The organism is Paraburkholderia phosphatilytica (assembly GCF_003443895.1).
Classification (GTDB): Bacteria; Pseudomonadota; Gammaproteobacteria; order Burkholderiales; family Burkholderiaceae; genus Paraburkholderia; species Paraburkholderia phosphatilytica.
This window is the reverse complement of the sequence record NZ_QQOA01000052.1, coordinates 32,076-45,366: the sequence shown is the minus strand read 5'-3', so window position 1 is coordinate 45,366 and position 13,291 is coordinate 32,076. Positions and strand designations below refer to the sequence as shown.

Sequence of the window (13,291 nt, the reverse complement as noted above, 5' to 3'; positions counted from 1 at the left end):
ACCGCCAGCGCCGCCTGCTCCGCCTGCGCCGCCAGTGCCCGCGCCGCCCATGCCTGCGGTCGAGGTCGCCGCGCCGCCAGCGCCAGCGGTGGCCGTGCCAGCTGCACCGGTGCCCGTGCCTGCGCCGCCGGTGCCGGTGCCGGCGCCCGCGGTCGCGGTGGACGCGCCACCGGTGCCCGCGCCGCCAGTGCCGGTTGCCGTCGACGTGGCGGTTGCCGTGCCTGCGCCCGCCGTCGAGCTGCCGCTGTTGCCATGGGCATGCGTGCTCGACGAGCCGCCGCTGCCGTCGGCCCATGCTGCCGCCGCGCCGTAGCCGTCGCCGCCCACGCCAACCGAAGCCGACAGCGCGCCGCCGCCGGAACCGCGACCATAGCCGCCCGAGCCCGTGCCGTCGCCGCCGCTCGCGCCTGCCGAGCCGCCACTGCCAGCCGTCACAGTCGAGCGTCCGCCATTGCCGCCATCGCCGGAACCGCCTCTGCCGCCGTTTCCGCCGCTGCCGCCGCCTGCGAGCGCACTGCCGCCGTCGCCGCCGGAAGCACGTCCGCTGCTACCGCCAGCCGCCAGCGAACTGCCGCCCGAGCCGCCACGGCCCGACGCGCCGTCGCCACCTGCCGACAGCGCGCTGCCGCCTGAACCGCCGCGGCCGCTTGCGCCGCCGCCGCCCTTGCCACCAGCCGCACTGCCGGTATTCGCGGCACTGTTGCCGATGCCATAGACGCTGACGTTGCTGACGTAGCCGGACAGATTGCTCACGGCCACGACCTTCGTCGTGTTCCAGGCATCCTGCGCGACCGTCGCTCCTGCCGCGACTTCGTTCGCATTGCTACCCGTCGTACTGCTCTGCGTCGAGGTTGCGGTGGCGTTCAGCGTGTCGTTGCCATCGCCGCGCTGCTCGCATTTGGCCCCGTCGCTGCATGGATTGGCCAGGGCGTAGCCGCTGAAGCCCAATGCGAGCAAGGCGGCTGACGCCAATAGAGTTTTTCGCATGTGATCCTCCTGTACGTGGTGAGGTGCGGTTTGGCGACTACGCCAATCCGCCGCTGCAAGACGCATAGGCAATGCCATGTGAAGCATTCCCGATTAAAAAGGCAGTAGGCGCGATAAGAAATCAAACGTTAAATTTATTTGGCTTCCTGATCTTCGTTTTTCGTTTCTCCGCTGCAACACGCGCTTTTCGCCATTTTCTCACGACGAATCATGTGCATTCGCACAAACGTTTTATATTCATGGAGCTGCGCATCTTTTCCGAGAAACGGAATTGCCTTTGAAAAACGTTTCTTTTCTGTCGTGAGAAACCGCTTCGCGGTCTGCGAGAAAACCGGTCCGGCCTGCTCTTATTGCCTGATCAGCCTTATCTGGCAGGACTTCCATCGTTTTCCCCAGGATCTCCCGCATAGCGGGATATCGCTTTTTCGGCGCGCGTGAAACGTATCGTTTTCGAGAGATTCGACGATCACTTGTAATAAAAATCCGCCCGCCGCGAACCTGAATCAGCCCGTATAAATCGTTTAAAACATCGAAAAATCCAGCAGAATCGCGGCTACCGACGTGAGCATCGTTATGCACTGAGGTTGCAACATAATGTAACCGGCGCATTCGTCATTTTATTGACTTTACGAAGCGCGAATTTTTATGCACCGAAAAGCCATTTCACTAAAAATATCCAAGCATTGATCGTGCCATTTCTTTTATCGCAGCATTCGGTGAAGATTATTCGAGCATTTATTTCGAGCTGGATTCTAACCGTTCTATTTACCTGAATATTACGAATCGTGGTTAAAGCGGGAATACGCCGGCGATTTGGAACCGGCAGTATCGGCGCCGGGTGAACCATCGCCTGCAAGTGGATCGAGCGACGCGGTCCACGCGTGGATGCGCGCGGCGATCCAGGCCGCGTCGTCGTGCGGCAGATCGTGTCCTGCGGCGGGATGTTCGATGTGCGGCACGCGCCATGCGCGCGCAAGCTGCGCGGAGCACACCGGATCGACGAGCTGGTCGCCTCGCGACGACAACACGAGCACCGGATTCGACGGCGCCTCGCGCGCGGCGCGAAACGTCGCGGCCGCCCACAGCTGACGCAGCGCATTCGCGCGGCTCACCGGCGCCGACGTGCGGATCGCGGTCCATGCCGCGAGATCGGCGGCGAGCGGCGCGCGCTCGTTGCAGGTACGCGCGTGAACCAGCGCTTCGGCTGCGCCCGAGTTGCGCCACTGCGTGGCGATGCGCAGGAGGTCGGGCCATGCCGTGCGACGCAGCCGCTCCGGCGCGCGGCTGAACGGCCGCATGCTGGTGTTGATCAGCACGAGGCGCGCCACTTCGCCGGGGAAGTGCTGCGCCCACGCGGTCGCCACCATCCCGCCGAGCGACATCGCGAGCACACAGTATGGCCCGGTCGTGCCACGTCGCGCGAGTTCGTCGCGCAGCGCCGCGACCATGCCGGCGACGTGCAGCGGCGAACGCGCGCGCACCTGCTCGCCATTGCCGGGCAGATCGGGCATCAGCAACGCATCGTCGCGCGTCACGACCTCCGCCGCCCGCAGCGCGTCCGGCAACGCGCCCCAATGCCGCGCTTCGCGCGTGAGCCCACGCAGCAGGATCCAGGTGCTCATCGCGTACCGTTCCCGTACCAGTGATCGATCGCGCGCTCCTGCAGCAGATCGCGCCGCGAGCCCTGAGGCAGCCAGCGCTGCGACGAAAACGCTGCGCGCGTGAGGAAGTCGAGCAGGTTCGCGTGGCGACGCAGCACGCGCGCCGTGCGGTGCGCCTTCACCGGATTGAACATGCCTTGACGCGAGAACAGCTGCCGCGGGTTCTTCTTGATCCACAGCCACGAACCGAGTTCGAGCGTGACGGGCAGAAACGTGCTGTCCGACGGCGCGCGGTCGTACGCGCAATCCCACAGGTCGCCGTGCAGCAGGTATTGATGGCTTTGCGGCTCGAACGTGTAGCCGTGATGCGGATGCGCAAGCTCGAACATCGTCTTCAGCGCGTACATCTCCGCGAGGTGGCGCATCCGTCCGCGCGTGCGCGCGTACGGAAACCAGATGCTGTCGCCCCAGCCGTAACCCGAGTGGCAATCGAGCGCGACGCTGAACGGACGGCTCGCGAGCTCGTTCTCGACGACGTGCAGCAGCGCCACCGCTTCCGCCTCCATCGGCGCGCCGCGTCTACCGCGATACCACGGCAGCCACGCGCCGATCCGCTGCCCGCCTGCGAGCCACGGCACGTGCGCATCGGCATCCTGCGGCGCGTTGCGCATCAGGTCGACGCCGTTCGGATTCGCGCGGGTCGCGGCCCACATGCCGCCCGGATTCACGATCGGCACGAAGATCAGGCGCACGGATTGCAACTGGCGTACGAGCAGTTCGTCCCATTCGAGGCGCCCGAGCAGCGCGCGCATATAGTCGAGCACCAGCTGCGAGCCGATGCGCTCGAGGCCGTGAATGCCGCCGAAAAAGCCGATCGCGGGCGCGAGCGGATCGGTCGAGCCGATGCTCGCGGTGTACATCGAGAAGATCCGCCCTTCCACCTTCACGTCGCACGCGCTGCGAATTTCGAAGGTGGCGCTGCCGATGTCGAGAATTGCCTTCAGCTCGTCATATTCGGCAAAGCTGTCAGGAAGAAAACTCAGCGGCGCCATAGCCCCGGTTTCGCTCGAAGGTTGCGGCGCGTGCGCGCCTGAAACCGGCAATATAGCGAATCCGCGCGCACCGCTGCATGAACGCTGCGTTTTTCGCGCCAGGCTGTCACGGACGTGTCACATCACGCCGTGATACACACGGCCGCGCAGCGTCATTCATCCGATCAAATTCATATAGTCGTCTAGACGTCGCCACCTTCACTTAACCGTCATAGAGCCTTCCTAGAATGGGCGTCGATGTTCCGGTTCCCCGGACGACGTTTGATGGAAGACTTATGGACGCGATACGGATCGAACGCCTGAGCAAGACGTTCGCGAACGGCCGCAAGGCGCTCGACAACATCGACCTGCGCATCGAGCCGGGCGAGATGGTGGCGCTGATCGGCGCATCGGGCTCGGGTAAATCGACGCTGCTGCGGCACATTGCCGGCTTCTCCGTGTCCGACGCGCAGCCGTCGCAGATCGAGATCCTTGGTCGTCCTATCCAGCGCGACGGCCGCATTGCGCGCGAAGTGCGCAAGATCCGCCGCGACGTCGCGTTCGTGTTCCAGCAGTTCAATCTGGTCAACCGGCTTTCCGTCGAAACCAACGTGCTGCTCGGCTCGCTCGCGCGCCTGCCGCTGTGGCGCCGCCTCACCGGCCGTTTTCCGCTGATCGAGCGCGAACGCTCGCTGACCGCGCTCGACGAAGTGGGCATCGCGGGCCACGCGGCGGAACGCGCGGCGAACCTGTCCGGCGGCCAGCAGCAGCGCGCCGCGCTCGCCCGCGCGCTCGTGCAGCAGGCGCGCATCATCCTCGCCGACGAACCGATCGCGTCGCTCGATCCGGAATCGTCGCGCCGCGTGATGGACCTGCTGCGCACGCTCAATGTCGAGCATAAGCTCACCGTGCTCGTGTCGCTGCATCAGGTCGACTTCGCGATGGCGTACTGCCCGCGCACGATCGCGCTGCGCCAGGGAAAGGTGGTGTTCGACGGCTCGTCGAAGGCCCTGACCCCGGTGCTGCTGCGGCGCCTCTACGGCGACGACGCGCACGAACTGCTCGAGCCTTCCGCCGACGCGTCGCGCGACGCGGAATCCGCCGCACCGGCCGCTTTTCACCCGGCGTTCGCGCTGAAGACCGCGCGCTCCGCATGACGATCCCTACCGGCGTCCTTACTGGCGTGCGCAATCGACATCGGCACGTGTGTCGGGATCGATGCCGGCACGCCCAGGCTTTCACCGTTCACCCTGCTCTTCCAACTGGATCAACACGATGAAATCTCTCCGCTACCTGATCGCCGGCATCGCCGTGGCCGCGTCGTTCGCGAGCGTTGCCGCGCACGCCGAGGACCTGAACTTCGGCATCATCTCGACCGATTCGTCGGCCGTGCTGAAGTCGCGCTGGCAACCGCTGATCGACGATCTGAACAAGCAGACCGGCCTGCACGTCAACGCGTTCTTCGCGACCGACTACTCGGGCATCATCGAAGGCATGCGCTTCAACAAGGTGCAGATTGCGTATCTCGGCAACGCGTCGGCGATCCAGGCAGTCGATCGTTCGGATGGCGAGGTGTTCGCGCACGTCACCTATGCAAACGGCGACGCAGGTTACCGGTCGCTGCTGATCACCAACGTGAAGAGCCGCTTCAAGACGCTCGACGACGTGTTCAAGGACTCGAAAGACGTGACGCTCGGCTACGGCGATCCGAACTCGACGTCGGGCACGCTGGTGCCGGGCTACTTCCTGTTCGCGAAGCACGGCGTGCAGGTGAACACCGCGTTCAAGACCGTGATGCCGTCGAGCCACGAAGCGAACCTGCTGGCCGTCGTGAACAACGTGGTCGACGTCGCGACCAACAACTCGATCGAAATGAGCACGCTGCAGAAGGCGCATCCGGACAAGTTCGCGCAGGTGCGCGTGCTGTGGACGTCGGACCTGATTCCGTCCGATCCGCTGGTGTGGCGCAAGGACCTGCCGCAGGACACGAAGGACAAGCTGCGCAAGTTCTTCCTGAACTACGCGAAGACCGATCCGCACGAGAAGGCGGTGATGGCGAACATCACCGGCTATAGCGGTTTCGCGGCCGCGTCGGATGCGCAGCTGCAGCCGATCCGCGAGATCACGCTGTTCCAGCAGAAGCAGCAGATCCAGAACGACACGCACCTGTCCGACAGCGATCGCAAAGAGCAGATGGCCGCGGTCGATGCGAAGATCGCCGCGCTCAATACGCAGCCCGCGCAGTCGCAAAAGCAATGAATACCGCCGACCTGACGACGTCACGCGCGAGCCGCGCCGACTCGCTGCGCGCCGCGCGCGAAGCGCACGCGGCCGCGGACGGCGCGTCGCTCGCGCATCAGGCGGGCAAGCGCAGCTGGCTCTCCATCATGGGCTGGATCGTCGCGTTCGCCGTGCTCGGTATCGCGTGGCACGGCGCGGACATGCGCCCGCTCGACCTCGTGTCCGACTCGGGCAACATGGCGCAGTTCGTGCGCGATTTCTTCCCGCCGGACTTCACCGAGTGGCGCACGTACGTGCACGAGATGTACGTGACGTTGTCGGTCGCGGTATGGGGCACGCTGCTGTCCATCGTCTGCGCGGTGCCGTGCGGGCTGATGTCGGCGCACAACATGGCGCCGCAGTGGATCGTGCAGCCAGTGCGGCGCGCGATGGACGCATGCCGCGCGATCAACGAGATGGTGTTCGCGATGCTGTTCATCGTCGCGGTCGGTCTCGGGCCGTTCGCCGGCGTGCTCGCGCTGTGGGTGCACACCACCGGCGTGCTCGCGAAGCTGTTCGCCGAGGCCGTCGAGGCGATCGATCCGCGTCCCGCCGAAGGCGTGCGCGCGACCGGCGCGACGAGTCTCGACGAGATCGTCTACGGCGTGCTGCCGCAGGTGATGCCGCTGTGGATCTCGTACGCGCTGTACCGTTTCGAATCGAACGTGCGCTCTGCGATGGTGGTCGGCATGGTCGGCGCGGGCGGGATCGGCGTGGTGCTGTATGAGTCGATCCGCTCGTTCGCGTATGCGCAGACGGCCGCCGTGATGATCATGGTGATCGTCGTGGTCAGCGCGCTGGATCTCGCTTCGGCGAAGCTGCGCGAGCGGGTGATCTGAGCGCTTTGCTTCAAGCAAACGCCGGTAGCGTCGCATCGAGCGCGTCGGCGAGCATCTCGAACGCCGGCGCGATCTCCTCGTCCGGCACGCATGCGTAGCCGAGCAGCAGTCCCGACGGCGCCCGCGACGGCGCCGCGTAATACCCCGACAACGCGCGCACCACGATATCGCGCTCCAGCGCCGCGGCGGCCACCGCACGATCGTCCGCGCCTTCCGGCAACTGCATCACCAGATGCAGCCCCGCGTCGCCGCCGAGCGCCGCGAACGCGTCGCCATAACGGCGCGCGGCGGCGTCGAGCAGCAACTGACGGCGCTGGCCGTACAGCGCACGCATCCGTCGGATGTGCGACGTGAAATGCCCTTCCGCAATGAACTCCGCCAGCACGGCCTGCTGCAGCAGCTGCCCTTCGCGATAGAGCTCGGCGCTCGCGGTCGCGAAGCTTTCCGCGAGCGCTTCCGGCACGACGAGATAGCCGACCCGCAGCCCCGGAAACAGCGTCTTGCCGAAGCTGCCGACATAGATCACCTGCCCCGCCGTATCGAGCCCCTGCAGCGACGCGAGCGGCCGGCTGCCATAGCGGAACTCGCTGTCGTAATCGTCCTCGATGATCCAGCATTGATGCTGCCGCGCGTATTCGAGCAGCATCCGGCGCCGCGCGAGGCTCATCACCATGCCGAGCGGATACTGGTGCGATGGCGTGACGAGAATCAGCTTCGGCGGCGCCGCGAGTTCGTCGGGCGATGGCGCGATGCCTTCGCTGTCCACCGCGATCGGCCGCGATTCCAGGCCCGACACGTGCAGCACGCTGCGCACGCCCCAGTAGCACGGGTCCTCGGTCCAGATCACGTCGCCGGGGTCGGACAGCAGCCGCACCGCGAGGTCGACCGACTGATGGATGCCGGTGGTGATCACGATCTGCTCCGGCGTGCAGCGCACCGAACGCGACGTGCGCAGATAGTCGGCGAGCGCGTGCCTCAGCTGCGCGAGGCCGCCGCCGGGCGCATAGGTCAGGAGATCCAGCCGCGGCCGGCGCCAGTACTTGTTGTGCAGACGCGTCCAGATCCGCGACGGAAAGCGCGACACGTCCGGCACGCCCGGCATGAACGCGCCCCACTGGCGTTTCGAGAAGCCCGCGCCGGCCAGCAGCCGGGCGCCGCGGGCGGATAGCGCGCGGCGCGGCGTTGGCATCGCCGTGGGCGCAAGCGGCGCGGCAAGCGCACGACGATCCGTTGCCGTGACGGACTCGGATGCGCCGACGATCTCGTCCGGCGACGTATCCGCGACCGTCGTGCCCCGCCCGGTCGCCGACGTCACGTAGCCCTCCAGCGCGAGCTGCTCGTAGACCTGCGTCACGGTGTTGCGCGCAATGCCCAACTCCCCGGCCAGCAGGCGCGACGACGGCATCCGCGCGCCCGCCGGCAGCTCGCGCGACAGGATCGCCTGCTGCAGCAGCCGGTGCAGCTGGCGGTACAGCGGCTGCTCGCTGCCGCGGTCGAGCCGCTGCGCGAGCCAGTCGGACAATACGCTCGACCGCATGATTGGCTCCCTTCTTTTTATCGGATTGGCTCTAAAAGAAAGAGCCAAATCTGATTATAGTCATCGACAGAGGCTGCGCATCGCGCGGCCCGCCCTTTTTTCCAGACCGCGCCCACACCGCACCCAGCGCGCCGCCCGCCGCGCCACGAAGGAGACGACGATGACCGCCACCCATGCCACCCAAGCCACCAACGCCGCCCTGCACGACCGCAAGAACGCGGCGACGCCGCGCGGCGTCGGCGTGATGTGCGACTTCTACGCGGAACGCGCGCTGAACGCGGAGCTGTGGGACGTCGAGGGCCGCCGCTTCATCGACTTCGCGGCCGGCATCGCGGTCGTCAACACGGGTCACCGGCATCCGAAAGTGATCGCCGCGATCCGCGAACAGCTCGACCACTTCACGCACACGGCCTACCAGATCGTGCCGTACGCGTCGTACGTCGAGCTGGCCGAGAAGATCAACGAACGCGCGCCGGGAGACCATCCGAAGAAGACCGCGTTCTTCACGACCGGCGTCGAAGCCGTCGAAAACGCGATCAAGATCGCGCGCGCCGCAACCGGCCGTGCAGGCGTGATCGCGTTCACCGGCGGCTTCCACGGCCGCACGATGATGGGCATGGCGCTGACCGGCAAGGTCGCGCCGTACAAGCTCGGCTTCGGCCCGTTCCCCGGCGACGTGTTCCATGCGCCGTTCCCGAACCCGCTGCACGGCGTGACGACCGCGGACTCGCTGAAAGCGCTCGACCACCTGTTCAAGGCCGACATCGATCCGAAGCGCGTCGCCGCGATCATCTTCGAGCCGGTGCAGGGCGAAGGCGGCTTCAATCCGGCGCCCGCCGAGTTCGTCCGCGCGTTGCGGAAGCTGTGCAACGAGCACGGCATCCTGCTGATCGCCGACGAGGTGCAGACCGGCTTCGCGCGCACCGGCAAACTGTTCGCGATGCATCACTACGACGTGGTGCCCGACCTGATGACGATCGCAAAGAGCCTCGCGGGCGGGATGCCGCTGTCGGGCGTGGTCGGTCGCGCGGAGGTGATGGACGCGGCCGCGCCGGGCGGTCTCGGCGGCACCTACGCGGGCAATCCGCTCGCGGTGGCGGCCGCGCACGCGGTGCTCGATGTGATCGATGGCGAACAGCTGTGCGAGCGCGCGACGGCGCTCGGCGACCGGCTGAAAGCGAAGCTGCTGGAACTGCAGGGCATCGTGCCGCAGATCGCCGACGTGCGCGGCCCTGGCGCGATGGTCGCCGCCGAATTCTGCGAACCGGGCGCGGCACACACGCCGGATGCCGCGTTCGCGAAGCGCGTGCAGACGAAGGCGCTCGAACACGGTCTGCTGCTGCTCATCTGCGGCGTGCACTCGAATGTGATCCGCTTCCTGTTCCCGCTGACGATCGAGGACGCGGTGTTCGACGAAGCGCTCGCGATTCTCGAGGACGTACTGAAGGAAACGGTCGCCGTGACGGCTTGATATTGCCGCCCGCTGTTGCTGCTCGACGCCTGCGAACCACGAAAGAATCCGAAACCTGAACTCACGATCATGCCGACGCTCGACCTGAAAGACCCCACGCTGCTGCAAACGAAGTGCTACCTGAACGGCCAGTGGCAGTCCGCCGACAACGAACAGCAGTTCGACGTCGTCGATCCCGCCACCGGCAACGTGATCGCCCGCGTGCCGCAGATGGGTGCCGCCGAAACCCGCCGCGCGATCGAAGCGGCGAATGCCGCATGGCCCGCCTGGCGCGCGAAGACCGGCAAAGAGCGCGCCGCGATTCTGCGCGCGTGGCACGACCTGATGCTCGCGAACCTCGACGATCTCGCGCTGATCCTGACGACCGAGCAAGGCAAACCGCTCGCCGAATCGAAGGGCGAGATCCAGTACGCCGCGTCGTTCCTCGAATGGTTCGGCGAGGAAGCGAAGCGCGCGTATGGCGACACGATTCCGACCGTCGCGAACGACCGGCGCATCGTCGTCACGAAGGAGCCGGTCGGCGTCTGCGCGGCGATCACGCCGTGGAATTTCCCCGCCGCGATGATCACGCGCAAGGTCGGTCCGGCGCTCGCGGCAGGCTGCCCGATCGTCGTGAAGCCGGCGGAAGCGACGCCGCTTTCCGCGTTCGCGCTAGCCGTGCTCGCGGAACGCGCGGGCGTGCCGGCGGGCGTGTTCAGCGTGATCACCGGCGACCCGAAAGCGATCGGCAGCGAATTGACGGGCAATGCGCTCGTGCGCAAGCTGTCGTTCACCGGCTCGACGCCGGTGGGGTGTCTGTTGATGGCGCAGTGCGCGCCGACCGTGAAGAAAGTTTCGCTGGAGCTGGGCGGCAACGCGCCGTTCATCGTGTTCGACGATGCCGATCTCGACGAAGCGGTGGCCGGCGCGATCGCGTCGAAGTACCGCAACAGCGGCCAGACCTGCGTGTGCACGAACCGCTTCTACGTGCACGACCGTGTGTACGACGCGTTCGCCGCGAAGCTGCGCGACGCGGTGGCGTCACTGAAGGTGGGGCGCGGCACCGAGAGCGGCGTCACGCAGGGTCCGCTGATCAACGAGGCCGCGGTGCAAAAGGTGGAGGCACATATCGAGGACGCGCTTGCACACGGCGCGAAACTGCTGACGGGCGGCAAGCGCCACGCGCTCGGACATGGCTTCTTCGAACCGACGGTGCTCGCCGGCGTCACGCCCGACATGCAGGTGGCGCGCGAAGAGACCTTCGGACCGCTCGCGCCGCTGTTCCGCTTTGCCTCCGACGAAGAAGTAGTGAAGCTCGCGAACGATACCGAATTCGGGCTCGCCGCGTACTTCTACAGCCGCGACATCGGACGCATCTGGCGCGTGGCCGAAGCGCTCGAGTACGGGATGGTGGGCATCAATACCGGCTTGATCTCGAACGAAGTGGCGCCGTTCGGCGGCGTCAAGCAGTCGGGGCTCGGCCGCGAGGGCTCGCACTTCGGGATCGACGAGTATCTGGTGATCAAGTACATGTGCATGGGCGGGATTTGAGGGGGGTGGCCGGCCATGGTGCGTGGTCGCGCACATCCTGCTTCGAGAACGTCTTGCATTCGTCGGCGTTGCAGTAAAATATTGCCATCTTGATGGACCACTGACGCGCCACTAAACCTTTCCGGTTCGGCGCCGTCAAACATCCAGCCAACTGATGGAGCAAACCATGCCTCAAGTTCATGTGTCGGCCTTCTGGGACGCGGAAGCAGGCGTCTGGGTTGCCGAAAGCGACGACGTGCCTGGGCTTGTGACCGAGGCCGCTTCGATCGACGAACTCGTACACAAGCTTGAAGTTCTGATCCCGGAACTGCTGGACGAAAACGGCTACCCCGACGGTAGCGGTGAAGTGGCGTTCGAACTCAACGCGAAGCTCACCGGTACGGTGCACAGAATGGCTGCCTGAATGTCGGATTTCACCCCGCTAGTCAAAAGGATCCTTGAAGAGAACGGATGTCGATTCAAGCGTCGTGGAAAAGGTGATCACGACATCTGGCACAGTCCGCTTACCTGCAAGTCTTTCCCTGTCGATGCCAGCATCAAGTCGCGGCATACCGCGAACGCCATCATGAAACAGGCAGGCATCGACCATAAGTCCTAAACCCAGCTTCAGCTGGGTTTTTCGCTTCAACGGTGGAAGCACGAGGTCAACGTTTTCAAAGACGCGACGTAGCTGCTCCTGGAAGTCCTCACCGTTCTGATTGATCCTTGAACGTCTCACCTTCGGGTCGGCTCCAGGAAGTCCTCATCGAAGCTGGACTCCTGGAATTCCTCACCTTTCACCGCGCCGGCACGCGAACGGCACTGCGAGCGCAGCCCGCACCTTCGACATCGTCGCCGGTGAATCGACCAGCACCGCATCCAGACCCAGGCACGCGGCCTCGCGGTACGTCTTCTCGTCGTTGACCGCGAACGCGATCAGCGTCACGTTCGCGGCACGACGGAAGCACGCGACCGACGCGGGCGTCCATGTGTGCGCATCGAACGTCGAACGTCCCTCGCCGAGCGTGAAGCGCTCGACCACGTCGACCCTGCGCCCCAGCTCGAAACCGGCACGCGTGCCCGCGGCCGGCGCGTCGCAGCGACCGGTGAGCGCGACGCCGAAGAGGCGTTGCCGCGTCGCGTCGCGCGACTCGAACAGGCGAGCGCGCGGATAGCGGTCAAAGGCGGTCTGATACGCAGCCTCGGTGGAGTAGATCGACACGCGGTCCCACGCGTCCAGCCGGTCGAGCACCTGCGCGACCGCGTTCGCCTGCGGCTCCGCGGGTAACGCCTTCATATCCAGCACCACCGGCACGTTCGTGGGGATCTGCAGCAGCGCCTCTTCCAGCGTCGGAATGCCGACCGGTCGCGCGCGATACGGATAGCTGCCATCGCCCGACGTGCTCCGGAACTGCCAGCCCGCGTTCAGACGCGCGAGCTGCGCGGCGTTCTGCGCGGCAACGGGCCCGCTGCCATCAGTCAGCGCGGACAGATCGGCCGGACGGTACAGCACCGGAATGCCGTCACGGCTCAACTGCACGGTCAGCCAGATCGCATCCGCATGATTCGCGAGCGAGCCTTCGATCGCGACGAGCGTGTTCTCGGGGAAGTCGCCGGTGCCGCCGCGATGCGCGATCAGCGCGGGCAGCTTCGTGATGCTCGCGACATCGGGGCCCGTGTCCGGCAATCGATGCGTGCAGCACGCAGCCAGGCTCACCGCGACGGCGCCGAGCGCGAGTTTCGATCCTGTCAGCGTCCACGCGCTTTTCGGTTGCGATCGGTTCGATCCTTGTTCCATGAAGGTTTCTTCTCCCATGTCCGGTTTTGCTATCCGACTCGATCCGTGGCTGCGCGCAGGCATCGTTCGATTCGTCCGGGCCAGTGTCCGCGGCGCACAGACTTCCGCCGACACCCGAGCACGGTGCCCTGCAACGCAGAGTGCATCGCTGGCGGTGCTTCAAGGTGGTGTTTCCACACTGCCTGGTGCCTGGCCCCTGGTGCCTAGCCCCTGGTCTGGCTGGACGGCAACTCCCGCC

At 65.9% G+C, this 13,291-nt stretch carries 13 protein-coding genes; 7 read left to right on the top strand and 6 right to left on the bottom strand.

The annotated features are described in order from the left end of the window. The 4 genes from DVS29_RS37505 to DVS29_RS32925 all read right to left on the bottom strand — a co-directional run. Positions 1-987 (bottom strand): hypothetical protein (locus DVS29_RS37505; protein WP_164708046.1); only part of this gene is annotated, 987 nt, incomplete at its 3' end. Positions 988-1,224: 237 nt separating this feature from the next. Continuing rightward, a complete protein-coding gene (locus DVS29_RS37090; RefSeq protein WP_124800747.1) occupies positions 1,225-1,566 on the bottom strand; it encodes a hypothetical protein in 342 nt (113 codons plus the stop codon). Between the two features lie 197 nt (positions 1,567-1,763). After that, positions 1,764-2,609 carry an alpha/beta fold hydrolase gene (locus tag DVS29_RS32930; RefSeq protein ID WP_118184812.1) on the bottom strand — a complete coding sequence of 282 codons (846 nt, stop codon included), beginning with the start codon at positions 2,607-2,609 and terminating at the stop codon, positions 1,764-1,766. Further along, positions 2,606-3,640, bottom strand: coding sequence for a M14 family zinc carboxypeptidase (locus tag DVS29_RS32925; RefSeq protein WP_118184810.1), 1,035 nt, complete (start codon positions 3,638-3,640; stop codon positions 2,606-2,608). The genes DVS29_RS32930 and DVS29_RS32925 overlap by 4 nt, the downstream gene beginning before the upstream one ends. A 275-nt stretch (positions 3,641-3,915) precedes the next feature. On the opposite strand from DVS29_RS32925, the gene phnC reads away from it, so the two are divergent. The 3 genes from phnC to phnE all read left to right on the top strand — a co-directional run bounded on the left by phnC (position 3,916) and on the right by phnE (position 6,738). Next, the gene (gene phnC, locus DVS29_RS32920) at positions 3,916-4,776 is read left to right on the top strand and encodes a phosphonate ABC transporter ATP-binding protein (RefSeq protein WP_118184808.1); all 861 of its coding nucleotides are present in this window, start codon (positions 3,916-3,918) and stop codon (positions 4,774-4,776) included. Between the two features lie 118 nt (positions 4,777-4,894). Continuing rightward, positions 4,895-5,878 carry a phosphonate ABC transporter substrate-binding protein gene (phnD, locus tag DVS29_RS32915; RefSeq protein WP_118184806.1) on the top strand — a complete coding sequence of 328 codons (984 nt, stop codon included), beginning with the start codon at positions 4,895-4,897 and terminating at the stop codon, positions 5,876-5,878. Continuing rightward, positions 5,875-6,738, top strand: coding sequence for a phosphonate ABC transporter, permease protein PhnE (phnE, locus tag DVS29_RS32910; protein ID WP_118184804.1), 864 nt, complete (start codon positions 5,875-5,877; stop codon positions 6,736-6,738). The genes phnD and phnE overlap by 4 nt, the downstream gene beginning before the upstream one ends. Positions 6,739-6,748: 10 nt before the next feature. Here phnE and pdxR read toward each other — a convergent pair whose 3' ends face one another. After that, a complete protein-coding gene (gene pdxR / locus DVS29_RS32905) occupies positions 6,749-8,275 on the bottom strand; it encodes a MocR-like pyridoxine biosynthesis transcription factor PdxR (RefSeq protein WP_118184802.1) in 1,527 nt (508 codons plus the stop codon). A gap of 160 nt (positions 8,276-8,435) precedes the next feature. Here pdxR and gabT point away from each other — a divergent pair, with 160 nt between their 5' ends. The 4 genes from gabT to DVS29_RS38385 all read left to right on the top strand — a co-directional run bounded on the left by gabT (position 8,436) and on the right by DVS29_RS38385 (position 11,874). After that, positions 8,436-9,746 (top strand): 4-aminobutyrate--2-oxoglutarate transaminase, encoded by a 1,311-nt coding sequence (gene gabT / locus DVS29_RS32900; protein WP_118184800.1) that lies wholly within the window; start codon positions 8,436-8,438, stop codon positions 9,744-9,746. A gap of 69 nt (positions 9,747-9,815) precedes the next feature. Further along, a complete protein-coding gene (locus DVS29_RS32895) occupies positions 9,816-11,276 on the top strand; it encodes an NAD-dependent succinate-semialdehyde dehydrogenase (protein ID WP_118184798.1) in 1,461 nt (486 codons plus the stop codon). Between the two features lie 166 nt (positions 11,277-11,442). After that, a complete protein-coding gene (locus DVS29_RS32890) occupies positions 11,443-11,679 on the top strand; it encodes a DUF1902 domain-containing protein (protein WP_118184796.1) in 237 nt (78 codons plus the stop codon). Continuing rightward, positions 11,680-11,874 (top strand): type II toxin-antitoxin system HicA family toxin, encoded by a 195-nt coding sequence (locus tag DVS29_RS38385; protein WP_118184794.1) that lies wholly within the window; start codon positions 11,680-11,682, stop codon positions 11,872-11,874. It begins immediately after the preceding gene. Between the two features lie 171 nt (positions 11,875-12,045). On the opposite strand, the gene DVS29_RS32880 is transcribed toward DVS29_RS38385, so the two are convergent. Further along, the gene (locus tag DVS29_RS32880) at positions 12,046-13,053 is read right to left on the bottom strand and encodes a glycerophosphodiester phosphodiesterase family protein (RefSeq protein ID WP_118184828.1); all 1,008 of its coding nucleotides are present in this window, start codon (positions 13,051-13,053) and stop codon (positions 12,046-12,048) included. Positions 13,054-13,291 lie beyond the last annotated feature (238 nt).

What these genes read in the sequence shown, in the direction of transcription:
- phnE (WP_118184804.1), top strand. Translation starts at nt 5,875, where the DNA reads ATGAATACCGCCGACCTGACGACGTCACGCGCGAGCCGCGCCGACTCG.
- DVS29_RS32890 (WP_118184796.1), top strand. Translation starts at nt 11,443, where the DNA reads ATGCCTCAAGTTCATGTGTCGGCCTTCTGGGACGCGGAAGCAGGCGTC.
- DVS29_RS38385 (WP_118184794.1), top strand. Translation starts at nt 11,680, where the DNA reads ATGTCGGATTTCACCCCGCTAGTCAAAAGGATCCTTGAAGAGAACGGA.
- DVS29_RS32895 (WP_118184798.1), top strand. Translation starts at nt 9,816, where the DNA reads ATGCCGACGCTCGACCTGAAAGACCCCACGCTGCTGCAAACGAAGTGC.
- DVS29_RS32930 (WP_118184812.1), bottom strand. Translation starts at nt 2,609, where the DNA reads ATGAGCACCTGGATCCTGCTGCGTGGGCTCACGCGCGAAGCGCGGCAT.
- phnC (WP_118184808.1), top strand. Translation starts at nt 3,916, where the DNA reads ATGGACGCGATACGGATCGAACGCCTGAGCAAGACGTTCGCGAACGGC.
- DVS29_RS32880 (WP_118184828.1), bottom strand. Translation starts at nt 13,053, where the DNA reads ATGGAACAAGGATCGAACCGATCGCAACCGAAAAGCGCGTGGACGCTG.
- DVS29_RS32925 (WP_118184810.1), bottom strand. Translation starts at nt 3,640, where the DNA reads ATGGCGCCGCTGAGTTTTCTTCCTGACAGCTTTGCCGAATATGACGAG.
- pdxR (WP_118184802.1), bottom strand. Translation starts at nt 8,275, where the DNA reads ATGCGGTCGAGCGTATTGTCCGACTGGCTCGCGCAGCGGCTCGACCGC.
- phnD (WP_118184806.1), top strand. Translation starts at nt 4,895, where the DNA reads ATGAAATCTCTCCGCTACCTGATCGCCGGCATCGCCGTGGCCGCGTCG.
- gabT (WP_118184800.1), top strand. Translation starts at nt 8,436, where the DNA reads ATGACCGCCACCCATGCCACCCAAGCCACCAACGCCGCCCTGCACGAC.